The 26,247-nt window shown below is 56.1% G+C and carries 25 protein-coding genes and 1 pseudogene; 18 read left to right on the top strand and 8 right to left on the bottom strand.

The features are described 5' to 3' along the window. Positions 1–126, bottom strand: a pseudogene (locus ACWYRJ_RS07825) (zinc uptake transcriptional repressor Zur); the annotation flags it as partial. A gap of 115 nt (positions 127–241) precedes the next feature. Between ACWYRJ_RS07825 and ACWYRJ_RS07820 the strand changes: the two are divergent. From ACWYRJ_RS07820 to pspG, 4 genes are all read left to right on the top strand, one after another. Further along, positions 242–730: a cupin domain-containing protein gene (locus ACWYRJ_RS07820; protein WP_127729258.1), complete on the top strand. Its 489-nt coding sequence runs from the start codon at positions 242–244 to the stop codon at positions 728–730. Between the two features lie 224 nt (positions 731–954). Continuing rightward, positions 955–2,214 (top strand): conjugal transfer protein TraF, encoded by a 1,260-nt coding sequence (locus tag ACWYRJ_RS07815; protein ID WP_455507678.1) that lies wholly within the window; start codon positions 955–957, stop codon positions 2,212–2,214. Between the two features lie 82 nt (positions 2,215–2,296). Next, on the top strand, positions 2,297–3,292 hold the full coding sequence (dusA, locus tag ACWYRJ_RS07810; protein WP_223580992.1) for a tRNA dihydrouridine(20/20a) synthase DusA: 996 nt from the start codon (positions 2,297–2,299) through the stop codon (positions 3,290–3,292). 136 nt (positions 3,293–3,428) lie between these two features. Further along, entirely contained in the window at positions 3,429–3,671 is a 243-nt protein-coding gene (gene pspG / locus ACWYRJ_RS07805) for an envelope stress response protein PspG (RefSeq protein ID WP_223582365.1), read from the top strand. A gap of 184 nt (positions 3,672–3,855) precedes the next feature. On the opposite strand, the gene ACWYRJ_RS07800 is transcribed toward pspG, so the two are convergent. Further along, positions 3,856–4,839: a quinone oxidoreductase gene (locus tag ACWYRJ_RS07800; RefSeq protein ID WP_111964205.1), complete on the bottom strand. Its 984-nt coding sequence runs from the start codon at positions 4,837–4,839 to the stop codon at positions 3,856–3,858. Positions 4,840–4,905: 66 nt separating this feature from the next. Between ACWYRJ_RS07800 and dnaB the strand changes: the two genes are divergently transcribed. The 6 genes from dnaB to ACWYRJ_RS07770 all read left to right on the top strand — a co-directional run bounded on the left by dnaB (position 4,906) and on the right by ACWYRJ_RS07770 (position 10,573). Further along, positions 4,906–6,318: a replicative DNA helicase gene (gene dnaB, locus ACWYRJ_RS07795; RefSeq protein WP_023310046.1), complete on the top strand. Its 1,413-nt coding sequence runs from the start codon at positions 4,906–4,908 to the stop codon at positions 6,316–6,318. Positions 6,319–6,334: 16 nt separating this feature from the next. Further along, positions 6,335–7,414, top strand: coding sequence for an alanine racemase (alr, locus tag ACWYRJ_RS07790; RefSeq protein ID WP_455507677.1), 1,080 nt, complete (start codon positions 6,335–6,337; stop codon positions 7,412–7,414). Between the two features lie 119 nt (positions 7,415–7,533). Beyond that, complete coding sequence (gene tyrB / locus ACWYRJ_RS07785; protein WP_455507676.1) at positions 7,534–8,727, top strand: aromatic amino acid transaminase; 1,194 nt, start codon at positions 7,534–7,536, stop codon at positions 8,725–8,727. A gap of 246 nt (positions 8,728–8,973) precedes the next feature. Then, a complete protein-coding gene (gene aphA / locus ACWYRJ_RS07780) occupies positions 8,974–9,687 on the top strand; it encodes an acid phosphatase AphA (RefSeq protein ID WP_059347291.1) in 714 nt (237 codons plus the stop codon). A 113-nt stretch (positions 9,688–9,800) separates the two neighbouring features. Continuing rightward, positions 9,801–10,217, top strand: coding sequence for a secondary thiamine-phosphate synthase enzyme YjbQ (locus tag ACWYRJ_RS07775; RefSeq protein ID WP_111964202.1), 417 nt, complete (start codon positions 9,801–9,803; stop codon positions 10,215–10,217). 2 nt (positions 10,218–10,219) lie between these two features. Next, positions 10,220–10,573 (top strand): MmcQ/YjbR family DNA-binding protein, encoded by a 354-nt coding sequence (locus tag ACWYRJ_RS07770; protein ID WP_111964201.1) that lies wholly within the window; start codon positions 10,220–10,222, stop codon positions 10,571–10,573. A 3-nt stretch (positions 10,574–10,576) separates the two neighbouring features. On the opposite strand, the gene uvrA is transcribed toward ACWYRJ_RS07770, so the two are convergent. Beyond that, positions 10,577–13,399, bottom strand: coding sequence for an excinuclease ABC subunit UvrA (gene uvrA / locus ACWYRJ_RS07765; protein WP_045328845.1), 2,823 nt, complete (start codon positions 13,397–13,399; stop codon positions 10,577–10,579). 250 nt (positions 13,400–13,649) lie between these two features. Here uvrA and ssb1 point away from each other — a divergent pair, with 250 nt between their 5' ends. Then, positions 13,650–14,180, top strand: coding sequence for a single-stranded DNA-binding protein SSB1 (ssb1, locus tag ACWYRJ_RS07760; RefSeq protein WP_023310055.1), 531 nt, complete (start codon positions 13,650–13,652; stop codon positions 14,178–14,180). Positions 14,181–14,240: 60 nt separating this feature from the next. Here ssb1 and ACWYRJ_RS07755 read toward each other — a convergent pair whose 3' ends face one another. After that, a complete protein-coding gene (locus ACWYRJ_RS07755; RefSeq protein WP_008503385.1) occupies positions 14,241–14,522 on the bottom strand; it encodes a YjcB family protein in 282 nt (93 codons plus the stop codon). A 644-nt stretch (positions 14,523–15,166) separates the two neighbouring features. Here ACWYRJ_RS07755 and ACWYRJ_RS07750 point away from each other — a divergent pair. Then, complete coding sequence (locus ACWYRJ_RS07750; RefSeq protein ID WP_455507675.1) at positions 15,167–16,732, top strand: EAL domain-containing protein; 1,566 nt, start codon at positions 15,167–15,169, stop codon at positions 16,730–16,732. Positions 16,733–16,738: 6 nt separating this feature from the next. On the opposite strand, the gene soxS is transcribed toward ACWYRJ_RS07750, so the two are convergent. After that, positions 16,739–17,065, bottom strand: a complete 327-nt coding sequence (gene soxS, locus ACWYRJ_RS07745; protein ID WP_008503387.1) for a superoxide response transcriptional regulator SoxS — start codon at positions 17,063–17,065, stop codon at positions 16,739–16,741. Positions 17,066–17,163: 98 nt separating this feature from the next. On the opposite strand from soxS, the gene soxR reads away from it, so the two are divergent. The 4 genes from soxR to ACWYRJ_RS07725 all read left to right on the top strand — a co-directional run bounded on the left by soxR (position 17,164) and on the right by ACWYRJ_RS07725 (position 22,022). Further along, the gene (gene soxR / locus ACWYRJ_RS07740; protein WP_008503388.1) at positions 17,164–17,622 is read left to right on the top strand and encodes a redox-sensitive transcriptional activator SoxR; all 459 of its coding nucleotides are present in this window, start codon (positions 17,164–17,166) and stop codon (positions 17,620–17,622) included. Positions 17,623–17,910: 288 nt separating this feature from the next. Continuing rightward, a complete protein-coding gene (locus ACWYRJ_RS07735; RefSeq protein ID WP_115876910.1) occupies positions 17,911–18,582 on the top strand; it encodes a glutathione S-transferase family protein in 672 nt (223 codons plus the stop codon). Between the two features lie 293 nt (positions 18,583–18,875). Further along, positions 18,876–20,225, top strand: coding sequence for a guanine/hypoxanthine transporter GhxP (gene ghxP / locus ACWYRJ_RS07730; RefSeq protein ID WP_115876909.1), 1,350 nt, complete (start codon positions 18,876–18,878; stop codon positions 20,223–20,225). A gap of 150 nt (positions 20,226–20,375) precedes the next feature. Continuing rightward, positions 20,376–22,022: a Na+/H+ antiporter gene (locus tag ACWYRJ_RS07725; protein ID WP_111964197.1), complete on the top strand. Its 1,647-nt coding sequence runs from the start codon at positions 20,376–20,378 to the stop codon at positions 22,020–22,022. Between the two features lie 75 nt (positions 22,023–22,097). Here ACWYRJ_RS07725 and ACWYRJ_RS07720 read toward each other — a convergent pair whose 3' ends face one another. Next, positions 22,098–22,985, bottom strand: a complete 888-nt coding sequence (locus ACWYRJ_RS07720; protein WP_111964196.1) for a LysR family transcriptional regulator — start codon at positions 22,983–22,985, stop codon at positions 22,098–22,100. 102 nt (positions 22,986–23,087) lie between these two features. Here ACWYRJ_RS07720 and ACWYRJ_RS07715 point away from each other — a divergent pair, with 102 nt between their 5' ends. Both ACWYRJ_RS07715 and ACWYRJ_RS07710 read left to right on the top strand, forming a co-directional pair. Beyond that, positions 23,088–23,498 carry a CidA/LrgA family protein gene (locus tag ACWYRJ_RS07715; RefSeq protein ID WP_367071618.1) on the top strand — a complete coding sequence of 137 codons (411 nt, stop codon included), beginning with the start codon at positions 23,088–23,090 and terminating at the stop codon, positions 23,496–23,498. After that, positions 23,491–24,180, top strand: a complete 690-nt coding sequence (locus ACWYRJ_RS07710) for an LrgB family protein (RefSeq protein WP_024906731.1) — start codon at positions 23,491–23,493, stop codon at positions 24,178–24,180. Before ACWYRJ_RS07715 ends, ACWYRJ_RS07710 begins: the two co-directional genes overlap by 8 nt. A 32-nt stretch (positions 24,181–24,212) precedes the next feature. On the opposite strand, the gene actP is transcribed toward ACWYRJ_RS07710, so the two are convergent. Together actP and ACWYRJ_RS07700 are read right to left on the bottom strand one after the other, a co-directional pair. Beyond that, complete coding sequence (gene actP, locus ACWYRJ_RS07705) at positions 24,213–25,862, bottom strand: cation/acetate symporter ActP (protein ID WP_021242771.1); 1,650 nt, start codon at positions 25,860–25,862, stop codon at positions 24,213–24,215. Continuing rightward, entirely contained in the window at positions 25,859–26,173 is a 315-nt protein-coding gene (locus ACWYRJ_RS07700; RefSeq protein WP_008503396.1) for a DUF485 domain-containing protein, read from the bottom strand. Before ACWYRJ_RS07700 ends, actP begins: the two co-directional genes overlap by 4 nt. Between the last annotated feature and the right edge of the window lie 74 nt (positions 26,174–26,247).

Below are 26,247 nucleotides of genomic sequence, written 5' to 3'. Positions count from 1 at the left end.
GCTGATAGCACCCTGCTGCAGGCTCATCAGGCGTAATACTTCAAGGCGCTGCGGAGTCAGGCGCACATTGCGTTGCGCACACAGCTTTTCGGCCTGCGCTAACAGCTCTTTTGTGGACTTATCCATTTAGCACCCCGGATGTTATAGGACGGAAAACCCTCACTTTATCATGTTCTGGTAAAAACGCCGAGATCCGCCAGTCTGTGCTATACCTGACCCATTACAAACCGGGAAATAAACAATGAAAAAACCTGACTGTATTCGACACTGGCGCGACGTTGAAGGCGCGGATGATTCGACCTATCCCGACAGCGATGAGCTTTTTTCTATCGGCGCCCCGTTGGCTCGAAAGCTTGGGCTCGGGCGTATTGGCATCCATCATGAGCGCCTGCCGCCTGGGCGCAGGACGTCCTATCCGCACGCGGAGAGCGACGAAGAAGAGTTTATTTACGTGCTTGAAGGCCACCCTGACGCCTGGATTAATGGCTACTTGTGGAAGCTGGAGCCTGGCGACAGCGTAGGTTTTCCCGCCGGTACCGGCATCTGTCATACCTTTATCAACAACACGGACGATGAGGTTCGGCTCCTGGTCGTTGGCGAGGCCAACAAGAAGCACAACCGCATCTACTACCCGCTCAACCCCGTGTATGCCGCCACGCGGGAAGATCGCTGGGTAGATCATCCCCCGCAGTTTTTTGGACCGCATGATGGAAAACCTGGGAAAAAATAATTTCCTCTTCTATAAATATTGAGGGCCGTCACAAAATATAACAGGCCGTAAGGGAGTTTTACTTAGGGAAAGAAATAGCGGGTCTTTTACTACTTATTCACAGCAATAGTTCGTTCCTGTTTGGGTGATAACAGACAGGGGTTATTTCATAACAGACTATAACGGGCATACTGTGAAAAAAAAATTTTAAATTTTCGGTGGTTAGCATTGCTGTCTCCTTGTTTATGGCAAATCAGGCGGGAGCAGCCAATACCTGGACAGAATCACGCAGCGACGCAATGGGTGGCACCGGCGTGGCTTCGGGAAGCTATGGTAGTGGGGCGTTAATCAACCCCGCGCTGCTGGCAAAGGCAAAGCCGGACGATGATGTGACGGTCATATTGCCTTCGGTTGGCGCGCAAATCACGGATGAAGACAATCTTCAGGACGAGATTGATACCATCAACGACAAAATCAATCACTACAAGGATGTGGTTGATAATCTCACGCCAAGAGAAATTATCACCAATCCATTAGGTTCCATTAATGAATTCCAGGGCGCGGCCAAAGATCTGGCCGATGAGCTGGACTATCTCAAAGGCAAAACCGCACGCGCAACGGCAGGGGCAGGGCTTGCGGTGAGTATCCCTAACGATGTCCTTTCGGTAGCCTTCATGGCGAAAGGCTATGCCCATGGCCGGGTGAGCTCGTCTATCGATCAGCAGGATATTGATTACCTTCGCGGTATTCAACGCAGTAATGTGGTGGCTGCCGGTGTTGCACTGGACGCTGTGCTGAACGGCACGGATCAGATCACCAAAAATCTCAACTCAACGGCATCCGGCCGGGCGGCGATTGTCTCCGACTATGGTGTTGCCGTTGCCCGTCAGTTTGACCTCGGCGGCGTCCCTGTTTCCGTGGGCGTGACGCCAAAGCTGCAAAAAACCTGGGTCTATAACTACACCACGTCAATCTACGATTACGACAGTAACAAGTGGAACGACAGCCGCTACCGCACTGACGATACGGGCTTTAACGTGGATGCCGGTATTGCGGCTGATTTCGGCGAACACTGGACCGTTGGCGTGAGCGGACAAAACCTGATGTCGCGTGATATCGACACCAAAGATATCCGTATCCGCAATGGCCGTACGGGAGAAGTGGTGAGCTATAAAGACACCTATCAGATCCGCCCGCTGGTAACCGCCGGTGCCGCCTGGCACAACGACCTTGTGACGCTGACCGCCGATGGCGATCTGACCGAAACCAAAGGCTTCAAGAGCGAAGATACGTCGCAGTACGTGGGTGTCGGTGCCGAGGTGACGCCGCTGAGCTGGCTGGCGGTCCGTGCGGGTTATCGTGCAGACGTGAAGGGTAACGACAGCAATGTCTTTACCGGCGGTGTCGGTTTCGCGCCGTTTAGCACCGTGCATGTTGATCTGATGGGCCTGTACGGTGAAGACGAAACCTGGGGCGCAGGGGCTCAGCTGAGCATGACGTTCTAAAGTCCACCGGAGGCGCTGCGCCTCCGGCTTTTCTTTGTGCTATAGTAGCGCCCCTTTTCCACCAGATGCTTAAAACTTCGCCATGTCGTCAGAATCACAGACCGCTTTCCCCGCACACCGTTTCTCCATTGCGCCGATGCTCGACTGGACGGACAGACACTGCCGCTATTTCCTGCGCCAGCTCTCCCGCCATACGCTGCTGTACACCGAAATGGTGACCACAGGCGCAATCATTCACGGGAAGGGCGACTATCTGGCCTATAGCGAAGAAGAGCATCCGGTTGCCCTGCAGCTGGGCGGCAGCGATCCGGCCGCGCTGGCGCAGTGCGCGAAGCTGGCGGAAGCGCGCGGCTACGACGAGATCAACCTGAACGTTGGCTGCCCGTCCGACCGTGTGCAAAACGGTATGTTCGGCGCTTGCCTGATGGGGAACGCGCAGCTGGTGGCGGACTGTATCAAGGCGATGCGCGATGCGGTCTCCATTCCGGTCACGGTCAAAACCCGTATCGGGATTGACGACCAGGACAGCTACGAATTCCTGTGCGACTTCATCGATACGGTCTCCGGAAAGGGCGAATGCGAGATGTTCATCATCCACGCGCGAAAAGCCTGGCTCTCCGGCCTGAGCCCGAAAGAGAACCGTGAGATCCCGCCGCTGGACTACCCGCGCGTGTATCAACTGAAGCGTGACTTCCCGCACCTGACGATGTCGATCAACGGCGGCATTAAGTCGCTGGAAGAGGCCAAAGCGCATCTGGCGCATATGGATGGCGTGATGGTTGGCCGCGAGGCGTACCAGAACCCGGGCATTCTGGCGACGGTCGATCGCGAAATCTTTGGTATCGAAGGTTCAGACACCGATCCGGTTGGCGTCGTGCGTGCGATGTACCCTTATATTGAGCGAGAGTTGAGTAACGGTACGTATCTCGGCCACATCACCCGCCATATGCTGGGTCTGTTCCAGGGTATACCGGGCGCGCGTCAGTGGCGCCGCTACCTGAGTGAGAATGCGCATAAAGCCGGGGCCGATATTGAGGTGCTGGAACATGCGCTGCGACTGGTGGCAGACAAGCGATAACTTTCGCTAAAAGTTCGTCTAATTGACCACGCCCTGCGAGTTCTCGCGAGGTGTTTTGCTTTAAGAACAAAACGTTAGCTTTGGCATGGATCTTGTAATGCTTAATGCATTACTCGGGAACTCGTGGGAGAGCACCATGCTGGAACTACTTTTTGTGATTGGCTTTTTTGTCATGCTGTTAGCGACAGGCGTTTCGCTGCTCGGCATTCTGGCGGCTATCGTGGTGGCGACGGTGGTCATGGTTGTTGGCGGACTGTTTGCGCTGACGATCAAACTGCTGCCGTGGTTACTGCTGGCCATTGCGGTGGTGTGGGTGATTCGGTCGATTAAATCGCCAAAAGTGCCCGGTTATCAGCGCAATAACCGCTTTCGTTACTAAGGTATTGAGGGGTTCGTCACATAGTTGTAACTTTTCCGGCAGCATGGCTTAGAACAGAATAGGATTTACTTATCGAATCTGTCACTATGACTGCCGTTAAAGAATTCATCGTGCTGTACCCTACATACAGCCGAACTAAAAAAAGAAAGGGCTTCCCACGGGAAGCCCAATTTCTTTTTGGGGCTCAGGGAATCAACAGGCTCGACCCCTGCGTCGCCCGGCTCTCCAGCACCTCATGCGCGCGCTGCGCATCGGTCAGCGCGAATTTCTGCGCATCTGCCACGTCCACTTTGATGACACCGCTGGCGATCAGCGAGAACAGCTCGTTGCTGGCTTCCTCAAGTTCTTCCCGGTTGGTGATGTAGCCCTGCAGGGAAGGGCGCGTGACGTACAGCGAACCTTTCTGATTCAGAATACCGAGATTCACGCCGGTGACAGCGCCTGACGCATTGCCGAAGCTCACCATCAGCCCACGACGCTGCAGACAGTCCAGCGACGCTTCCCAGGTGTCTTTCCCAACCGAGTCATACACGACGCGCACCTTTTTGCCGCTGGTGATCTCCTTCAGCCGTTCGACAATGCTCTCTTCACGGTAGTTAATCACCTGCCAGGCGCCCGCCTGCAGCGCGCGCTGCGCTTTTTGGGCATTGCCCACGGTGCCGATCAGTTTTGCGCCCAGGGCTTTTGCCCACTGACAGGCGATGAGCCCGACGCCGCCCGCCGCGGCATGAAACAGGAACTGCTCGTCGGGTTTAATTTCATAGGTTTTACGCAGCAGGTAGTAAACGGTTAAGCCTTTCAGGAACGAGGCCGCCGCCTGCTCAAAGGAGATGGCGTTGGGCAGCAGGGCGGCTTTATCCGCCGGGACGTTGTGGACGGAGCTGTAAGCGCCCAGCGCTGACTGCGCATATACCACGCGGTCGCCCTCTTTAATATGCTTAACCGCGCTGCCCACTTTGATGACGACACCGGCTGCCTCGGTGCCCAGTCCGCTCGGCATCGATGGAGGCGGGTAGAGCCCGCCGCGAATATAGGTGTCGATGTAGTTTATGCCTATGGCTTTGTTTTCAACCTGCACTTCGTTTTCGCCAGGCGCGGTGGGGGTGAACTCCACCGCTTTGAGTACGTCTGGCCCACCGTGTTTCTGGAATTCAATGCGCGTTGCCATGCTCCCTCCGTAAGAAAAATATGGTAATCTTTCGACCCACTCTTTATCTCGGTAACTCCATTCACTATGGCAGGAAACAAACCCTTCAACAAACAGACTGAACCTCGCGAGCGTGATTTCCAGGTCGCAGGGTTAAAGGTCCCGCCGCACTCGATTGAAGCGGAACAGTCGGTGTTGGGCGGTTTAATGCTGGATAACGAGCGCTGGGACGACGTCGCCGAGCGCGTCGTGGCGGAAGATTTCTACACCCGCCCGCACCGCCACATCTTTACCGAAATGGCGCGTCTGCAGGAGTCGGGCAGCCCGATCGACCTGATCACGCTCGCGGAATCACTGGAGCGTCTTGGTCAGCTCGACAGCTGCGGTGGGTTTGCTTATCTGGCGGAACTGTCAAAAAACACGCCTAGTGCGGCGAACATCAGCGCTTATGCCGATATCGTGCGCGAACGTGCCGTCGTCCGCGAGATGATCTCGGTGGCGAACGAGATCGCCGAAGCCGGTTTTGATCCGCAGGGGCGCACCAGCGAAGACCTGCTTGACCTTGCTGAGTCCCGCGTTTTTAAAATCGCCGAAAGCCGCGCTAACAAAGACGAAGGCCCAAAAAATATCGCCGATGTGCTCGACGCCACCGTCGCCCGTATCGAACAGCTGTTCCAGCAGCCGCACGATGGCGTCACCGGGGTGAACACCGGCTATGATGATTTGAACAAGAAAACCGCCGGTCTGCAGCCGTCGGATTTGATTATCGTCGCCGCGCGTCCGTCGATGGGTAAAACGACATTTGCGATGAACCTCGTTGAAAACGCAGCGATGTTGCAGGACAAGCCGGTGCTGATCTTCAGTCTTGAGATGCCCTCCGAGCAGATCATGATGCGTTCTCTGGCATCGCTGTCTCGCGTGGATCAGACCCGCATTCGTACCGGCCAGCTTGACGATGAGGACTGGGCGCGCATCTCCGGCACCATGGGCATTCTGCTGGAAAAACGTAACATCTATATCGATGACTCTTCCGGCCTGACGCCGACGGAAGTGCGCTCCCGCGCGCGTCGTATCGCCCGTGAACACGGTGGCATCGGCCTCATCATGATCGACTACCTTCAGCTGATGCGCGTCCCGTCGCTTTCAGACAACCGTACGCTGGAAATTGCGGAGATTTCCCGCTCGCTCAAGGCGTTAGCCAAAGAACTGCACGTGCCGGTGGTCGCGCTGTCGCAGCTGAACCGCTCCCTGGAACAACGCGCCGACAAGCGCCCGGTCAACTCCGACCTGCGTGAATCCGGCTCCATCGAGCAGGATGCCGACTTAATCATGTTCATCTACCGTGATGAGGTTTATCACGAGAACAGCGACCTGAAAGGGATCGCCGAAATTATTATTGGTAAACAACGTAACGGCCCAATCGGAACGGTGCGTCTGACCTTTAACGGACAGTGGTCGCGTTTCGACAACTATGCCGGTCCTCAATATGATGATGAGTAATTTCTAAGGAATTCAAATGCAAGCGGCAACTGTTGTTATTAACCGCCGCGCTCTGCGACACAACCTGCAACGTCTGCGTGAACTGGCGCCTGCCAGCAAGCTCGTTGCAGTCGTGAAAGCGAACGCTTACGGACACGGTCTTCTTGAGACCGCGCGAACGCTCCCCGATGCCGATGCCTTTGGCGTCGCCCGTCTTGAAGAAGCCCTCCGCCTGCGCGCGGGGGGGATTACCCAACCGATTCTCCTCCTCGAAGGCTTTTTCGAAGCCAGCGATCTGCCAACCATTGCTGACCAGCATCTGCACACGGCGGTACACAATGAAGAACAGCTGGCCGCACTTGAAACCGCCGAGCTGAGCGAGCCGGTGACCGTCTGGATGAAGCTCGACACGGGCATGCACCGTCTGGGCGTGCGTCCTGAAAGCGCGGAAGCGTTTTACCAGCGTTTATGCCGGTGCAAAAACGTGCGCCAGCCGGTGAATATTGTTAGCCACTTCGCCCGTGCCGATGAGCCCGAGTGCGGTGCAACCGAGCGGCAGCTGGATATCTTTAATACCTTCTGCGGAGGCAAGCCGGGGATGCGCTCGATCGCAGCTTCCGGCGGTATTCTGCTGTGGCCGCAGTCGCACTTCGACTGGGCGCGACCGGGCATCATTCTTTACGGCGTATCACCGCTGGAGAACAAGCCCTGGGGGCCGGATTTTGGCTTCCAGCCGGTCATGTCGCTGGTCTCTAACCTGATTGCCGTGCGTGACCATAAAGCGGGTGAGCCGGTGGGCTACGGCGGTACCTGGACCAGCGAGCGTGATACCCGCCTTGGCGTGGTGGCAATGGGCTATGGCGACGGTTATCCCCGTGCCGCGCCGTCGGGTACGCCGGTTCTCGTCAACGGTCGCGAGGTGAAGATCGTTGGTCGCGTGGCGATGGACATGATTTGTGTCGATCTGGGGCCTGAAGCCCAGGATAAACCCGGCGACGATGTGGTGATGTGGGGGGAAGGTTTACCCGTTGAGCGTATTGCTGAAATAACAAAAGTAAGTGCTTACGAACTCATCACCCGCCTGACGTCGCGGGTGGCGATGAAGTACATTGATTGAACCGCCAATGGAGTGAGGTTTTTATCCTCGCTCCAACTTTATTAACATCCTCTCGACCTTCACCTGCTTCCGGTTTATTGTTGAAATCCCTGCCTCATCGAATTCCGGAGAACCATCGCGTGTTTCAGAAAGTTGACGCCTATGCCGGCGACCCTATCCTCTCCTTAATGGAGCGTTTCAAAGAAGATCCTCGTAGCGACAAAGTGAACATCAGCATCGGTCTGTATTACAACGAGGATGGCATCATTCCTCAATTAAAAGCCGTTGCCGAAGCCGAAGCGCGTCTGAACGCTGTTCCACACGGCGCTTCCCTTTATCTGCCGATGGAAGGGCTAAACGCTTATCGCAACACCATTACACCGCTGCTGTTCGGCGCCGATCACGCAGTGCTCGCGCAAAAACGCGTGGCGACGATCCAGACGCTGGGCGGCTCGGGTGCGCTGAAAGTGGGTGCAGACTTCCTGAAAAAATACTTCCCGGATTCAGGCGTGTGGGTCAGTGACCCGACGTGGGAAAACCACGTTGCGATCTTCGAGGGCGCAGGCTTTAAGGTCGAGACCTATCCATGGTTCGACAGCAAAACTAACGGCGTGCGCGTTGAAGCGCTGTTAGAAAAACTGAACACGCTGCCGGCGCGCAGTATTGTGCTGCTGCACCCATGCTGCCATAACCCGACCGGTGCAGATCTCACTAACGCCCAGTGGGATGCGGTGATTGAGGTACTGAAGGCCCGTGACCTGATCCCGTTCCTCGACATTGCCTACCAGGGATTTGGCGCGGGCATGGAAGAAGATGCTTACGCCATCCGCGCCGTAGCCAGCGCCGGGCTGCCTGCTCTGGTTAGTAACTCCTTCTCTAAAATCTTCTCCCTGTACGGTGAACGCGTTGGCGGTCTGTCCGTAGTGTGTGAGGATGCCGAAGCAGCCAGCCGCGTGCTCGGCCAGCTGAAAGCGACGGTACGCCGTATCTACTCCAGCCCGCCAAACTTTGGTGCGCAGGTGGTGGCGACGGTTCTCGGTGACGAGCAGCTGAAAGCGTCCTGGCTTGGCGAAGTGGAAGCGATGCGTAAGCGCATTCTTTCGATGCGTCAGGAACTGGTTAACGTCCTGAAAGAGGCGGTGCCGGGACATAACTTCGACTATCTGCTCAAGCAGCGCGGGATGTTCAGCTATACCGGACTGAGTGCGGCGCAGGTCGATCGCCTTCGCGAAGAGTTCGGCATTTATCTCATCGCCAGCGGCCGTATGTGCGTGGCGGGTCTGAATTCCAGCAACGTTCATCGCGTGGCGCAGGCGTTTGCTGCTGTAATGTAAGTACTCACTACTCTTTTCCCCCTCTCCCTGTGGGAGAGGGTTGGGGTGAGGGCATCAGGCCGCACAAGAATCTTGCCCGGTTACCGGGCCTACACGTCACATCTGCGCTTTGTGATCATCTTCTTTTTATTCATCTTCATAAGTAAAAACTCCTTCCCTTCACCTCCCGCTGGGGTTATGGTCGGATAGTTTTTTGACCGTTCGCTCAAATTAAAACGATAACAAACTGAATTTTCAGGGGAAAATATGCGCAAGATCACACTGGCGCTCAGCGCCGCCTGCTTATTGTTCTCGCTTAATAGCGCCGTCGTCGCGCGAGCTTCTGCCCCGACGCCGCTTTACACCGGCACCACCGCCGCCATTCTTGCCGAGCAGGCACCTATTCACTGGGTTTCCGTGGCCCAAATCGAAAACAGCCTGATGGGCCGCGCGCCAATGGCCGTGGGCTTTGACATTGACGATACCGTGCTGTTCTCAAGCCCTGGCTTCTGGCGCGGGAAGAAAACGTATTCACCCGACAGCGAAGCGTATCTGAAGAACCCGGAATTCTGGGAAAAAATGAATAACGGCTGGGACGAATTCAGCATCCCGAAAGAGGTTGCCCGTGCACTTATTGCCATGCACGTGAAGCGCGGTGACAGCATTTATTTTGTGACCGGCCGCAGTCAGACCAAAACGGAAACCGTCTCGAAAACGCTGCAGGATGATTTCCAGATCCCGGCGACCAGCATGAATCCGGTGATTTTTGCTGGTGACAAAGAAGGGCAAAACACCAAAACCCAGTGGCTGGAAAAGAAAAATATCAAAGTATTCTACGGCGATTCGGATAACGACATCACCGCCGCGCATGACGTGGGTGCCAGAGGAATCAGGGTATTGCGTGCCTCTAACTCCACCTATCGACCGCTGCCGATGGCCGGAAAGTTTGGCGAAGAGGTCATTGTGAACTCTGAGTATTAAACCGCAGGCGACGATTTTGACTCTTTTTTAAGCAAATCTCGTTGCTGCGGGTTTTACCTTTCGCCTTCTTGCTGCACACTTAGAAAGATTCATCTTTCATTACGGAGCAGCACATGTGGTATCAACAGACCCTGACCTTAAGCGCTAAACCACGCGGATTTCATCTGGTGACGGACGAAGTCATCGGGCAAATCCGCGACCTGCCGCGGGTCAAGACGGGTTTGCTGCATCTGCTCCTTCAGCACACGTCTGCCTCTCTCACGCTTAATGAAAATTGCGATCCCACCGTCCGGTCCGACATGGAGCATCATTTTCTGAAGAGCGTCCCGGACAACGCCCCTTATGAGCATGACTATGAGGGGGCAGACGATATGCCTTCGCATATTAAATCCTCCCTGTTGGGCGTATCGCTTATGCTGCCGGTTCACAACGGGCGACTGCTGTTGGGAACGTGGCAGGGGATCTGGCTGGGAGAGCATCGCATTCACGGTGGTTCGCGTAAAATTATCGCCACGCTACAAGGGGAATAAGGATGACAATTTCGGAGATACTTCAGTACTGCATGAGCAAGCCCGGCGCGGAGCAGAGCGTCCATAGCGACTGGAAAGCCACGCAGGTTAAGGTGGGGGATGTGCTGTTTGCGATGGTGAAAGAGGTGGAAGGCCGTCCTGCGGCGTCGCTGAAAACCAGCCCTGAACTGGCTGATTTGCTACGTCAACAGCATGATGACGTGAGGCCGAGCAAGCACCTGAATAAGGCGCACTGGAGCACCGTCTATCTGGATGGATCGATTCCAGGCTCGCAAATTTACTACCTGGTGGACGCGTCCTATCAGCAGGCGGTTGAGCTGCTGCCGGAAACGACCCGACAGCAGCTCTCCGTGTGACAATTACAGCAACGGTTTAAGGAAGCGCGCAGTGTGCGAGGCTTCGCACTCTGCAACCGTCTCTGGCGTACCGGAGACGAGAATTTCACCGCCGCCGCTGCCGCCTTCCGGGCCGAGATCGACAATCCAGTCCGCGGTTTTAATCACGTCCAGGTTATGTTCGATGACCACGATAGTGTTGCCCTGATCGCGCAACTGATGCAGCACGTCGAGCAGCTGCTGGATATCGGCAAAGTGCAGGCCGGTGGTCGGCTCGTCCAGAATGTAGAGCGTCTGACCGGTGCCGCGTTTTGACAGCTCGCGCGCCAGCTTCACGCGCTGCGCTTCGCCGCCGGACAGCGTGGTTGCCGACTGCCCCAGACGAATGTAGGTCAGGCCCACGTCCATCAGCGTCTGCAGCTTACGCGCCAGCGCAGGAACGGCATCAAAGAATTCGCGCGCCTCTTCGATGGTCATGTCCAGCACTTCGTGGATGGTCTTGCCTTTGTACTTAATCTCCAGCGTTTCTCGGTTATAGCGCTTGCCTTTGCACTGGTCGCACGGCACGTAGATATCCGGCAGGAAGTGCATCTCAACCTTGATCACGCCATCGCCCTGGCACGCTTCGCAGCGGCCACCGCGTACGTTAAAGCTGAAACGTCCTGGCGTATAGCCGCGGGAGCGTGCTTCCGGCACACCGGCAAACAGTTCACGTACGGGCGTGAAGACGCCGGTATAGGTTGCCGGGTTAGAGCGCGGGGTACGGCCAATCGGGCTCTGGTCAATATCGATAACTTTGTCGAAATGCTCCAGCCCCTGGATGTCACGGTACGGCGCCGGCTCGGCCAGCGTCGCGCCGTTCAGCGCCGTCTGCGCAATCGGGAACAGCGTATCGTTGATCAGCGTCGATTTACCGGAACCGGATACGCCGGTGATACAGGTAAACAGGCCAACAGGCAGCGTCAGGGTGACGTCTTTGAGATTGTTGCCGCGCGCGCCGGTCAGCTTCAGCACTTTTTCTGGATCTGCCGCTACGCGCTGTTTTGGCACCTCAATCTTACGCTTGCCGCTCATGTACTGACCGGTCAGCGATTCGGGCACCGCCATGATGTCCTTCAGCGTCCCTTCTGCAACCACCTGCCCGCCGTGTACGCCTGCGCCCGGACCAATATCGATCACGTGATCAGCCGCGCGGATCGCATCTTCATCGTGCTCGACCACGATTACCGTGTTGCCGAGGTTGCGCAGGTGGACCAGCGTGCCGAGCAGACGCTCGTTGTCGCGCTGGTGCAAGCCGATGGACGGCTCATCCAGTACGTACATCACGCCTACCAGACCCGCGCCAATCTGGCTCGCCAGACGTATACGCTGCGCTTCACCGCCGGAGAGCGTTTCTGCCGAGCGGGATAACGTCAGGTAGTTCAGGCCGACGTTCACCAGGAATTTCAGGCGATCGCCAATCTCTTTCAGCACTTTTTCGGCTATTTTCGCGCGCTGGCCGGAGAGCTTCAGGTTATTGAAGAAGTCCATCGCGTGGCCGATGCTCATGTCTGAGATGGTCGGCAGCGCCGTGTTTTCCACAAACACGTGGCGCGCTTCGCGGCGCAGGCGCGTTCCTTCACAGGTGGCACAGGAGCGGTTGCTGATGAACTTCGCCAGCTCCTCGCGCACCGCGCTGGATTCAGTCTCTTTGTAGCGGCGCTCCATGTTGTGCAGCACCCCTTCGAACGGGTGGCGACGCACGGAGGTATCGCCGCGATCGTTCATGTATTTGAACTCGATGTTCTCTTTACCGGAACCGAACAGGATCACTTTGTGCACGTTCGGGCTCAGGCTGGCCCACGGCGCTTCAACGTCGAACTTGTAGTGTTCTGCCAGCGATTTCAGCATCTGGAAGTAGTAGAAGTTACGCTTGTCCCAGCCGCGAATGGCCCCGCCCGCCAGCGACAGCTCCGGGTTCTGGATCACGCGATCCGGATCGAAATACTGCTGCACGCCCAGGCCGTCACACGTCGGGCACGCGCCCGCCGGGTTGTTAAAGGAGAACAGGCGCGGTTCCAGCTCGCGCATGCTGTAGCCGCAAATCGGGCAGGCAAAGTTGGCGGAGAAGAGCAGCTCTTCCGCTTTTGGATCGTCCATGTCGGAGACCACGGCCGTGCCGCCAGAGAGTTCCAGCGCCGTTTCAAAGGATTCCGCCAGTCGCGTGGCGAGATCGTCGCGCACCTTAAAGCGGTCAATCACCACTTCGATGGTGTGCTTCTTCTGCAGCTCCAGCTTTGGTGGATCGGACAGGTCACACACTTCGCCGTCGATACGGGCGCGGATATAGCCCTGGCTTGCCAGGTTTTCCAGCGTTTTGGTGTGTTCGCCCTTACGCTCTTTGATGATTGGCGCAAGGAGCATCAGGCGCTTGCCTTCCGGCTGCGACAGCACGTTATCGACCATCTGGCTCACGGTTTGCGCCGCCAGCGGGACGTCGTGGTCCGGGCAGCGCGGCTCGCCCACGCGGGCATACAGCAGACGCAGGTAGTCATGAATTTCGGTAATGGTACCGACCGTTGAGCGCGGGTTATGCGACGTGGACTTCTGCTCAATAGAGATAGCAGGTGACAACCCTTCAATATGGTCGACATCCGGTTTTTCCATCAGTGACAGGAACTGACGAGCGTACGCCGAGAGCGATTCAACGTAACGACGCTGTCCTTCGGCATACAGAGTGTCGAAAGCCAGTGAGGATTTGCCAGACCCCGAAAGCCCGGTCACGACAATGAGTTTGTCGCGAGGGATTATGAGGTTGATATTCTTGAGATTGTGGGTGCGGGCGCCCCGAACTTCGATCTTATCCATTCACCTTTCCCGGTTGGAACACGGATTGCCTGGTTTGTTTGAAGGACAAACGGCTGTCAGAAACGGCTAATTATGACACAATTTGACCTGTTTGAATATACAGTATTGGAATGCATTTTCTGATTCGCTGTGTAACAATGTTGAGTTGCGGGAGAACTCTGGAACGTGCTACGCAACTATCAAAGTGCAGCATGGAAATGGTACACTCGCGCGTTTACACTATTAAGAAACGTATTCAGGAGACACGAACATGGCCAGCAGAGGCGTAAACAAGGTGATTCTCGTCGGTAATCTGGGCCAGGACCCGGAAGTACGCTACATGCCGAGTGGTGGCGCAGTTGCCAACATTACGCTGGCTACTTCCGAATCCTGGCGTGATAAAGCGACCGGTGAGATGAAAGAGCAGACCGAATGGCACCGCGTTGTGCTGTTTGGCAAACTGGCCGAAGTGGCCGGAGAATATCTGCGCAAAGGTTCTCAGGTCTATATCGAAGGCCAGCTGCGTACCCGCAAATGGACCGATCAGTCCGGAGCTGAGAAGTATACGACTGAAGTAGTGGTCAACGTGGGCGGCACCATGCAGATGCTGGGTGGCCGTCAGGGCGGCGGCGCACCTGCAGGTGGCGGTCAGAGCCAGCAGCAGGGCGGTTGGGGTCAGCCTCAGCAGCCGCAGGGTGGCAACCAGTTCAGCGGCGGAGCACAGTCTCGTCCGCAGCAGCAGTCTGCTCCGGCGCCGTCTAACGAACCGCCAATGGATTTCGACGACGACATTCCGTTCTGATTTCCGCGTGCTAAACAAAAAACCCAGACCATCGTCTGGGTTTTTTTATTCCGTAAGGGATCAGGTAATCACCATCGGCCAGTCTGGCGGCGTGTGGCTCATCGCCTCAACCATCACCACTTTAATATTTTCCCAGACGGCAGCGATATCCAACAGGGTGATACCAAGCAGACCCGTTGCAAACCAGCAGGCAGCGCCCAGCCCCAGCAGGGTGCTGATGACAGCAAGACCCGCATAGTCAGATTTACGAAACTGAATGTTCAGCGTGCTGGCTAAAAACATCAGTACCGCACTCAACAAAGGCCAGCGCAGAAGAACCATGCTGGTAGTAATGGTTGCCATAAAACCCATCCTCTACAAAACAGACGAACTGAATGAAACAGTGTTTCTCGTTACAAAATATGTGTGAACTATATCACAATTGATGATTTATTCGCCAGTGCCAGTGCGATCAAAAAAGAGGATTTTATTCCTCAGGAAAAGCGATTCTGTAGGCAGGACCAGCCTCGGCGCATGAGGAAGTGAACCCACAACGTGCCGGAAACGACCGTCGGGTAAGTGGGGATACCGCAAATTCGGTTTTTATAACAGGGGCGTTATTCTCCGCCATTACTGAAAATACTGTGGTCAAGACTGATTATTTATAAATCAACAAACACAGTACCCGGCGCAAATAGCATAAAACGTCATGACGATGTTGTACTTTTTTCATGCTGTCAGACGTTTGGCTTAATCAACGATCGCCTGTTGTGTTATCTTTCCGTCGGCCCCGGCGGGCTGGATAATTATTTCCCTTAATTGAAACGGAACGAATACTTACAGTTTAACTTACGGGAAAATATTATCGTCATAACGAAATTTAAGATTTTTAATACTAAAAGTCAGTTGCTAACTTTGCATGATTCATGCAACGTAATCACCTGTTTAACAAAGCATCCGGCCTTCATTACTACAGGCGTACAACATGCAGGGATATAGGGCGGGAAATGAATCGTAGCGCGCAGCGCAAAATGCTCAGGGTGGTAGGGATCATCATGGTAGTTATGCTGCCGGTGATGCTTGCGCTATGGTTTGCCCAGCTACGCGCCGTGTCTGAAACAAGCGCACAGCTACGCACATTTGCTGAACTGGCTTTGGACAAAACAGAGCTGGTTATTCAACAAGTTGAGCTGGCCCGGGACGAGGCTGAAAAATATCAGGGTGAGCTTTGCACGCCGGGACACCGTCAATATATGCTGAACGTTGTTCGTGGCCGCCTGTTTGTCGCCGATTTAATTTACGCTGAAGGTCAGAATTTTCTTTGTTCGACCGTTTTTACACCGGATCATCCCTACGCTATTCCTGTCGCTAATTACACGCGTAAACCTGACGTCGCTATCTATTATTATCGCGATACCCCATTTTATAATGGCTATAAAATGACATATATGCAGCGCGGAAATTATGTGGTGGTCGTCAATCCGCTTTCATACAGCGAAGTCATGTCCGCGGATCATTCTCTCTCGTGGGGGGTGTACGACACGGTAACCAATGCTTTCTTTTCGGTTAGCCAGAAAGCCAATGTTTCTTTATTAAATTCGATGATTCGAGATAAGGAATCGGTATTTCAAAAAGATAACCGCTTTTATACGATAGTAACGTCTCCCAAAAGACCTATTGCGGCCATTGTGTCGACATCGAATAAACGCTTTTATGAAACGCTTTATCACCAGGCGACGTTGACGCTACCGCTGGGCATGATCTGCAGCATTATTATTTTGCTGGTATGGTCCCGTACCCATCGTGAGCTTAATTCACCGGGGCGCTTACTGCACCGGGCGCTGAACAAGCGACAGCTTTGCGTCCACTATCAGCCGATTATTGATATCAAGAACAACCAGTGTGTGGGTGCGGAAGCGTTGTTACGCTGGCCGGGTTTTAACGGGCAGGTGATGAGCCCGGCTGAGTTTATTCCGCTGGCGGAAAATGAGGGAATGAGCGAGCGGATTACGGACTATGTCGTTGAGGAGGTGTTCAACGATCTGGGCCATTTCCTGGCCGAGCATCCGCATCTCTATATTTCGATTAACCTGTCGGCCACGGATTTTCACTCCTCGCGGCTGATCGCTATGATTTCCGACAAGGCTCGCCACTACGCCGTCCGCGCGCAGCAAATCAAAATTGAAGTGACGGAACGTGGTTTTATTGATGTGCCAAAAACCACGCCGGTGATTCAGGCTTTCCGTCAGGCGGGTTATGAAGTCGCGATCGATGACTTCGGTACCGGCTACTCGAACCTGCACAACCTCTACTCGCTGAACGTGGATATCCTGAAGATTGATAAATCGTTTATTGATACCTTAACGACCAACAGTACCAGCCACCTGATCGCCGAGCATATTATCGAGATGGCGCAGAGCCTGCGCCTGAAAACCATTGCGGAAGGGGTAGAGACGGCAGAGCAGGTGAGCTGGCTGTTGAAGCGCGGCGTCCAGTTTTGTCAGGGATGGCACTTCGCGAAAGCGATGCCGCCCCAGGAATTTATGACCTGGCAGCAGCAGCCTTTGCACTGAGAGTGATTAATTCAACTGGTGGCGATAGTCGCTCGGCGTACGGTCAAACTCGCGGCGAAACACGCGGGAAAAGGTTTGTTGCGACACATAGCCAAGATCCATCGCGATATCAAAAATGGGCCGCTGCGTTGAGCGTAGCGCCTGCGCTGCCAGCAGAAGTCTGCGCTGGCGAATGTACTCACCCAGCGTCTGATGCATGACCGTGCGGAACATTCTCTGTAAATACCATTTCGAATAGCCCGACTTTTTCGCGACCACATCAATGTTCAACGGTTGGTCGATATGGTCATCAATCCATTCAATAAGCGTCTGAATAATCTGCTGATGCGACATAAGGTTGCCCCTCTGTAGATACAACTATCTCGGTTAATTCGTCGTTTTCTCTGCGGGTGAGTATAATTCCTCAAGTTAACTTGAGGTAAAGAGGTTTTATGGAAAAGAGATTGCCGCGAATTAAAGCGCTTTTAACTCCCGGTGAAGTGGCGAAGCGAAGCGGCGTTGCGGTATCGGCGCTCCACTTCTATGAAAGCAAAGGGTTAATCAAGAGCATCCGTAACGGGGGTAACCAGCGTCGCTATACTCGCGACGTGCTCCGCTACGTGGCGATAATCAAAATTGCGCAACGAATCGGAATTCCCCTGGCCACGATCGGTGAGGCCTTTGGGGTACTGCCGGAAGGGCACACGCTGAGTCCGAAAGAGTGGAAAGAGCTGTCGTCCCAGTGGCGTGAAGAGCTGGACAGGCGTATTCACACGCTGGTCGCTCTGCGTGACGAGCTGGATGGCTGCATCGGCTGCGGCTGCCTGTCGCGCAGTGACTGCCCGCTGCGTAACCCCGGGGACAAACTGGGCGAGCAGGGGACGGGGGCACGGCTGCTGGAAGAGGATTGAGATTGCGCGGCAAAAAGCACATAAAGAACTAAAGCGCCACATAAGGGCGCTTTAGTTTTTCCCGGTCTTTGTCTTTCACTCTATCCCGCTGGTTCACGGGAGGGTTTCCCCCGACGTCAGCACCCCTCAGTGTCGAGCTGGTTGGGGAGGTTCCGGATTGTGCTGACACTTTAATTTTATGCAAGCCCCGTTTTTTCGCCAGCGTCGCTGGCCGGTTTTTAGCCGAATTTTTTTCGCGGTGTTGTTCAATTTTCTATAGTTAAAAAGTATGAATAACAGGAGAAAGCCATGCTCACGGTACACCACCTTAACCAGTCGCGCTCACACCGCGCCATCTGGGCGCTGGAAGAACTCGGCCTGCCTTATGAGATCGTTCACTATCAGCGCCAAAAAAACATGCTGGCACCGGAGGCTCTCAAAAAGGTGCATCCGTTGGGTAAATCACCGGTTATCGAAGATAACGGGCTGATCCTTGCGGAGTCTGGCGCCATTCTGGAGTACCTGCAGGAAACTTACGATCCCGAGTCGCGGCTTAAGCCTTTAGATCCGGCGCATAAGGTGCAGTACCGCTTCTGGCTGCACTACGCGGAAGGATCGCTGATGCCGCTGTTGCTAATGAAGCTGGTCTTCAGCAGCCTCGGCAAACCGCCGGTGCCGTTTGGTATCAGAACCCTGGGGAAAGCGCTGGGGCAGGGGGTGCAGAAAGCGTACCTCAACCGCCAGCTGGAAACCCATGCGCGCTTTATTGAATCACATCTGGCTAAAAACAGCTGGTTTGCCGGGGATACGCTCAGCATGGCCGACATCCAGATGAGCTTTCCGATTTTTGCCCTGCTGGCGCGCGGCGGTATTAACAACCTGCCGCATATTCAGGCATGGAAAAGTAAGGTTGAGAACAGCCCTGGCTGGCAAAGAACTCTGGAGCAAGGGGGGCCGTTATCCATCCCGGGTGAGGATTAAATGTAAACAAATTGCGCATTGACGATAACGTTTGCGCATCCTCTGTTTATTTCTTCAGCGTCATAAGTGAATTTTAGCGAAAAACGATAAAGTTCAGTTGAAAAGGGCGGGGATTAGGCTAGATAATCGTTTGCCTTAATTTGACCACCCGTTTGTAAGCGCGGAGCTAAACGTTTGCTTTTTTTGTGACGCCCTTTCGTCGCAAACGCAACACAAGGATTTGACGTTTAGCTGGCAGTGGCGTCTCCACCTCGCTTACGGACTTCCTAAAAAACTCTCAGGGGATGTTTTCTATGTCTACGCCATCTGCGCGTACTGGCGGTTCACTTGACGCCATGTTTAAAATTTCGGCCCGCGGCAGCACCGTGCGTCAGGAAATCGTTGCCGGTTTGACAACGTTTCTGGCGATGGTTTATTCCGTCATCGTTGTGCCGGGCATGCTGGGCAAAGCGGGCTTCCCGCCAGCGGCTGTCTTTGTAGCGACCTGCCTTGTGGCCGGCGTGGGCTCTATCGTGATGGGCCTGTGGGCGAACCTGCCGCTGGCGATTGGTTGCGCCATCTCCCTGACCGCGTTTACCGCGTTCAGCCTGGTGCTGGGTCAGCACATCAGCGTACCGGTTGCGCTGGGCGCCGTGTTCCTGATGGGTGTGCTGTTTACCATTATTTCAGCGACCGGCATCCGTAGCTGGATCTTGCGCAACCTGCCGCAGGGCGTGGCGCACGGTACCGGCATCGGCATCGGCCTGTTCCTGCTGCTGATCGCCGCCAACGGCGTCGGCCTGGTCATCAAGAACCCGCTGGACGGCCTGCCGGTGGCGCTCGGCCATTTCGCCAGCTTCCCGGTGATCATGTCGCTGATCGGACTGGCGGTGATTATCGGTCTGGAAAAACTAAAAGTCCCGGGCGGCATTCTGCTGACCATTATCGGCGTGTCGATTGTGGGCCTGATTTTCGATCCGAACGTCCACTTCTCCGGCATTTTCGCCATGCCGTCGCTGAGCGATGACAAAGGCAACTCCCTGATTGGCAGCCTGGATATCGTTGGCGCGCTGAACCCGGTGATCCTCCCAAGCGTGCTGGCGCTGGTGATGACCGCCGTGTTTGACGCGACCGGTACTATTCGTGCGGTGGCCGGTCAGGCGAACCTGCTGGATAAAGACGGTCAGATTATTGACGGCGGCAAAGCGCTGACCACTGACTCCCTGAGCAGCGTCTTCTCTGGTCTGGTGGGTGCGGCGCCTGCGGCGGTGTACATCGAGTCCGCGGCGGGTACGGCGGCAGGCGGCAAAACCGGCCTGACGGCGATCACCGTCGGCGTGCTGTTCATGCTGATCCTGTTCCTCTCTCCGCTCTCGTACCTGGTTCCGGCGTACGCGACCGCGCCAGCGCTGATGTACGTTGGCCTGCTGATGCTGAGCAACGTGGCGAAAATCGACTTTGCGGATTTTGTGGACGCGATGTCTGGCCTGATTACCGCGGTCTTCATCGTACTGACCTGTAACATCGTGACCGGCATTATGATCGGCTTCGCGTCGCTGGTGATCGGTCGTCTGGTTTCCGGTGAATGGCGCAAGCTGAACGTTGGCACCGTTGTTATCGCCGTTGCGCTGGTGGCGTTCTACGCAGGCGGCTGGGCAATCTAAGTTGTCCTTTGATGCGAAAACGGGTGGCTCAGGCCGCCCGTTTTTATTTTCAGGACTCATCCTGTTGCCTTTTGCGTTACTCTGGGGAAGATAGAATAAAAGGCACGACGCCTTCCGGAGTACATAAGCAACACAGCAAACAGGGAACGCATGGAAATCTTCTTCACAATACTCATTATGACCCTTGTGGTCTCGCTATCCGGGGTGGTTACACGCGTACTGCCCTTTCAGGTCCCCCTGCCATTAATGCAAATTGCCATCGGCGCGCTGCTGGCGTGGCCGACGTTTGGCCTGCACGTGGAATTTGACCCCGAACTGTTCCTCGTGCTGTTTATTCCGCCACTGCTTTTTGCCGATGGCTGGAAAACGCCCACGCGCGAATTCCTTGAGCACGGGCGAGAGATCTTCGGCCTGGCGCTGGCGCTGGTGGTGGTCACCGTCGTCGGGATTGGTTTTCTGATCTACTGGACGGTACCGGGCATTCCGTTAATACCGGCTTTTGCGCTGGCCGCCGTGCTGTCGCCAACCGATGCCGTGGCGCTGTCCGGCATTGTGGGTGAAGGCCGTATTCCGAAGAAAATCATGGGGATTTTACAGGGTGAGGCGCTGATGAACGACGCCTCCGGCCTGGTCGCCCTGAAGTTTGCCGTGGCCGTAGCGATGGGTACGATGGTCTTTACCGTCGGCGGCGCAACGCTGGAATTCTTCAAGGTGGCGATTGGCGGTATTCTCGCAGGCTTCGTGGTGAGCTGGCTGTACGGCCGCTCGCTGCGCTTCCTCAGCCGCTGGGGCGGCGATGAACCCGCTACGCAGATCGTACTGCTGTTCCTGCTGCCGTTTGCCTCTTATCTGATTGCCGAACATATCGGCGTGTCGGGCATTCTGGCAGCGGTTGCGGCAGGGATGACCATTACCCGTTCCGGCGTAATGCGCCGCGCGCCGCTGGCCATGCGCCTGCGTGCAAACAGCACCTGGGCCATGCTGGAGTTTGTCTTTAACGGCATGGTGTTCCTGCTCCTGGGCCTGCAGCTGCCTGGCATTATGGAGTCCTCGCTGGTGGCGGCGGAGGCCGACCCGAACGTTGAGGTCTGGATGCTGTTTACCGACATCGTGCTGATTTACATGGCGCTGATGCTGGTGCGCTTCGGCTGGCTGTGGACGATGAAAAACTTCAGCGTCCGCTTCCTGAAGAAAAAACCGATGGAGTTCGGCTCGTGGACAACGCGTGAACTGCTGATTGCCTCTTTTGCGGGCGTACGCGGGGCGATCACCCTTGCCGGTGTGCTCTCCATTCCGCTGCTGCTGCCGACAGGCGATGTCTTCCCGGCACGCTACGAACTGGTCTTCCTGGCGGCGGGCGTGATTCTCTTCTCACTGTTTGTCGGCGTGATTATGCTGCCGATCCTGCTGCAGCATATTGATGTCGGCGATTCGACCCAGCAGCACAAGGAAGAGCGCATTGCGCGCGCAGCCACCGCCGAAGTGGCCATTGTCGCCATTCAGAAAATGGAAGAGCGTCTGGCCGCAGATGCGGAAGAGAACATCGACAATCAGCTGCTGACGGAAGTGAGTTCCCGGGTGATTGGTAACCTTCGTCGCCGCGCGGACGGGCGTAACGATGTGGAAAGCTCGCTGCAGGAGGAGAACCTGGAACGCCGGTTCCGCCTGGCGGCGCTGCGCTCAGAGCGTGCCGAACTGTATCACCTGCGCGCCACGCGCCAGATCAGCAACGAGACGCTGCAAAAGCTGCTGCACGATCTGGACCTGCTGGAAGCGCTGTTGATAGAGAATCAGTAGCGCTGTTTTGCCGGGTGGCGGCTTCGCCTTACCCGGCCTACGGTTCGAACGTAGGCCGGTAAGCGCCACCGGGCACTATTCAGACCGCACCCAAAACCCCTCACAACACTGCAGCCACGCCTGCGCGCTCTGCGACAAATAGACCCCTTCACGCCAGATCATCCCTAACTGCCAGTGCAGATCGCTCTCCAGTGGGATCCAGCGCAGCGTGTTTTTATCCAGACGCTCGCAAATCGGCTGCGGCAGAATGGCAATCCCCACGCCGGCCTGCACCATCGCCGCCAGGAAATCCCACTGTCCGCTGCGTACCGCAATGCGTGGCTTGACGTTATGCTGGTTAAACAGCGTCATCAGCTGGCGGCTGAGAGCGAAGTCTTCGTTGTAGATCAGCAGAGGATGCTCGCCGAGCAGTTCAGGCTTCACCGAGTCTAACTTCAGCCAGTCGCCGGAGCGGGGAACCAGCACGCACAGCGGGTGGCTAAAGAGCGGAAGCGTCGCCAGGCCGCTCTCTTCCTCAACGGGGAGGGCAGTCATGGCCACGTCGAGCTCGCCGTTAGTGACGGCCTGCTGGACGGTTAACCCGCCGAACTCCGAAATCTTCAGCTCTACGCCGGGATAGCGCTGGCGAAACAGGCTAATCGGCCCGGCCATCATCATCCCCACCATCGGTGGAATGCCGAGGCGAAGCACTCCTTTGGTCAGATGATTAATATCGTCCAGCTCTGCTTTCAGCTGGCGGAACTCCGCCAGAATCGCCAGCCCACGCTCGAACACCACGCGTCCGGTGTCGGTCAGCAGCAGCTTGCGCCCGTCGCGGATCAGCAGGGTACAGTTCAGTTCATCTTCGAGGTTTTTCAGCATCTTGCTGATGGTGGGCTGGGTAACAAACAACTTCTCCGCTGCGCGGGTAAAACTTTGCTGACGAACCACTTCGACAAAATAGCGCAGCGTTCTTATGTCCATGATTATTCCTCGAAACTATACCTTTGATGATTTTAATTCATTTCAGTCCACACCGTGCGCTCACTATACTGGCGCCTCGTCTCATTTTTGAGGAAAACCCCCATGGCCTTGGCGTTAAGCCGTGTTACGCCTGCCGTTGTACAACGACTCCAGGTCCCGGTTCAGGTACTGCTCTACGCGGGACTGTTTGTTTTCGCCGAATATCTTGTCGGCTGGCTCCACCTGCCGCTGCCTGCCAACCTGGTGGGGATGCTGCTGATGCTGACGCTCATCCTCTGTCGCGTAATCCCCCTCAACTGGGTGCGCGCCGGGGCGCGCTGGCTGCTGGCGGAGATGCTGCTGTTCTTTGTCCCTGCCGTGGTGGCGGTGGTGAACTATGCGCAGCTGCTGATGGTGGACGGCTGGCGCATCTTCGCGGTGATCGCGCTGAGTACGCTGATGGTGCTGGGAGCGACCGCCTGGGTCGTGGATAAAGTGTACCGGTTTGAAATCAGCAGGCACAAACATGACTAACTTTCAGATCAGCGTCCTGTGCCTGATTGCGACGCTCGGGATCTACTTTGCCAACAAGCGGCTGTATCGCCGTTTTCATGCCCTGCCGCTGATGCCGCTGGTCTTTACGCCGATCCTGCTGGTGCTGATGCTGGTCTTCGGTCATATCTCCTGGCAAAACTATATTGGTGAATCCCACTGGCTGCTGTGGCTGCTCGGCCCGGCGACCATCGCCTTTGCCGTGCCCGTTTACGACAACCTGGCGATTATCAAACGCCACTGGATGTCGCTCAGCGCAGGCGTGATTACCGCCACGGTGGTCGCGGTCTGTAGCTCCGTCTGGCTGGCGCGGCTGTTTACGCTGCCCGACGAAATTCAGCGCAGCCTGGCCGTACGCTCCGTGACCACGCCGTTCGCCCTGGCGGCGGCTAAACCCCTCGGCGGACAGCCGGACCTGGTGGCGCTGTTTGTGGTGGTGACGGGCGTCTTTGGGATGGCGGTGGGCGATATGCTCTTTCTGCGGCTTTCTATTCGGGAAGGAATGGCCAAAGGCGCGGGATTTGGCGCGGCGTCGCACGGCGCGGGCACGGCACGTTCCTATGAGCTGGGCCAGCAGGAGGGCGTTGTCGCGAGCCTGGTCATGATGCTGTCGGGCGTGGTGATGGTGCTGGTTGCGCCGCTGGTGGCGTGGGTGATGTTTTAAGCTCCCCGGCCAGAATGACCGGGGAGAAAGGCTTAGTGCGCGCGGCCCTGCTCAACGCCGAGACCGGTTTGTGAACGGATAAACTGGGCGCGGAATTTCTCACGCTCCAGGTTACCCTCCGGCGAATTGTCGGTTGCCGAGAAGACCCAGATACCGATAAACGCCACGGCAATAGAGAACAGCGCCGGGTATTCATACGGGAAGATGGCGCTGGCGTGACCGAGGATCTGCACCCAAATGGTTGGTCCCAGAATCATCAGGATCACCGCCGTCAGCAGCCCCAGCCAGCCGCCAATCATCGCCCCACGGGTGGTCAGTTTCGACCAGTACATGGAAAGCAGAATGATTGGGAAGTTACAGCTTGCCGCAATCGAGAAGGCCAGCCCCACCATAAAGGCGATGTTTTGCTTCTCGAACAGAATGCCCAACAGAATCGCCACGACGCCCAGCACCAGCACGGTGATTTTCGAGACCTTCAGCTCATCGCGCTCGCTCGCGCCTTTGCGGAAGACGTTGGCGTAGAGGTCGTGCGACACCGCAGACGCCCCGGCCAGCGTTAAACCCGCAACCACCGCAAGAATGGTGGCGAAGGCTACGGCAGAGATAAAGCCGAGGAACAGGTTACCGCCCACGGCGTCCGCCAGATGCACCGCCGCCATGTTGTTACCGCCAATCAGCGCGCCCGCCGCGTCTTTAAACGCCGGGTTCGCCCCCACCAGCATGATCGCGCCAAAGCCGATGATAAAGGTCAGGATATAGAAGTAGCCCATGAAGCCGGTAGCGTAGAAGACGCTCTTGCGCGCTTCACGCGCATCGCTCACGGTGAAGAAGCGCATAAGGATATGCGGCAGACCCGCCGTGCCAAACATCAGGCCCAGACCGAGCGACAGGGCCGATATCGGGTCTTTCACCAGCCCGCCCGGGCTCATAATGGCTTCCCCTTTCGGGTGGACCGCCATCGCTTCGGTGAACAGGTTATTGAAGCTGAACCCGACGTGCTTCATCACCATAAAGGCCATAAAGCTGGCGCCGAACAGCAGCAGAACGGCTTTGATGATCTGCACCCAGGTGGTGGCGAGCATGCCGCCGAACAGCACGTACATCACCATCAGCACGCCCACCAGCACTACCGCGATGTGGTAGTTCAGGCCGAACAGCAGTTCGATCAATTTACCCGCGCCGACCATCTGCGCAATCAGGTACAGCGCCACCACCACCAGCGAGCCGCAGGCGGAGAGGGTGCGAATCGGCCCCTGCTTCAGGCGATACGAGGCCACGTCGGCGAAGGTATAGCGGCCCAGATTGCGCAGGCGCTCGGCAATCAGGAACAGAATGATCGGCCAGCCGACGAGGAAGCCGAGAGAGTAGATCAGGCCATCATAGCCGGAGGTGTACACCAGCGCGGAGATCCCGAGGAACGAGGCGGCGGACATAAAGTCACCCGCAATCGCCAGCCCGTTCTGGAAGCCGGTAATATTGCCGCCTGCGGTGTAGTAATCGTTACGGGAGCGCACGCGTTTCGACGCCCAGTAAGTGATATACAGCGTCAGCACCACGAAAATCAGGAACATCACAATCGCCTGCCAGTTGGTTGGCTGGCGCTGTACCTCGCCGGTAATCGCATCTGCCGCGTGGGCGGCAAAGGGAAGCGTGGCGGCGAGCGCCGTCAGAATTCTCTTCATGATGCTTTTACCTCTTGCAGTACCGCTTTATTAAGGCGATCGAATTCACCGTTCGCGCGCCAGACGTAAACGCCGGTCAGCACAAATGAAATCACGATTACGCCAATGCCAATCGGAATACCGCGCGTCACGCTGGTGCCCTCGTGCAGCGGGGTGCCCAGCCAGTGCGGCGCAAAGGCGATCAGCAGAATAAAGCCGACATAGATAATCAGCATGATGATGGAAAGGGTGAAGGCAAACCGTTGCCGCTTATCGACGAGCTCCCTGTAGTGCGCACTATTCTCTATCTGCTGACAAATATGGTCATTCATCACAGAGTCTCCAAAGGTAAGGTTGGTTTGTTTTTATCCCCTCTCCCCTATGGGGAGAGGGTGAGGGGAGAGGG

It is taken from the genome of Enterobacter sp. (assembly GCF_977039595.1).
This window is presented reverse-complemented; position numbering and strand designations above follow the sequence as displayed.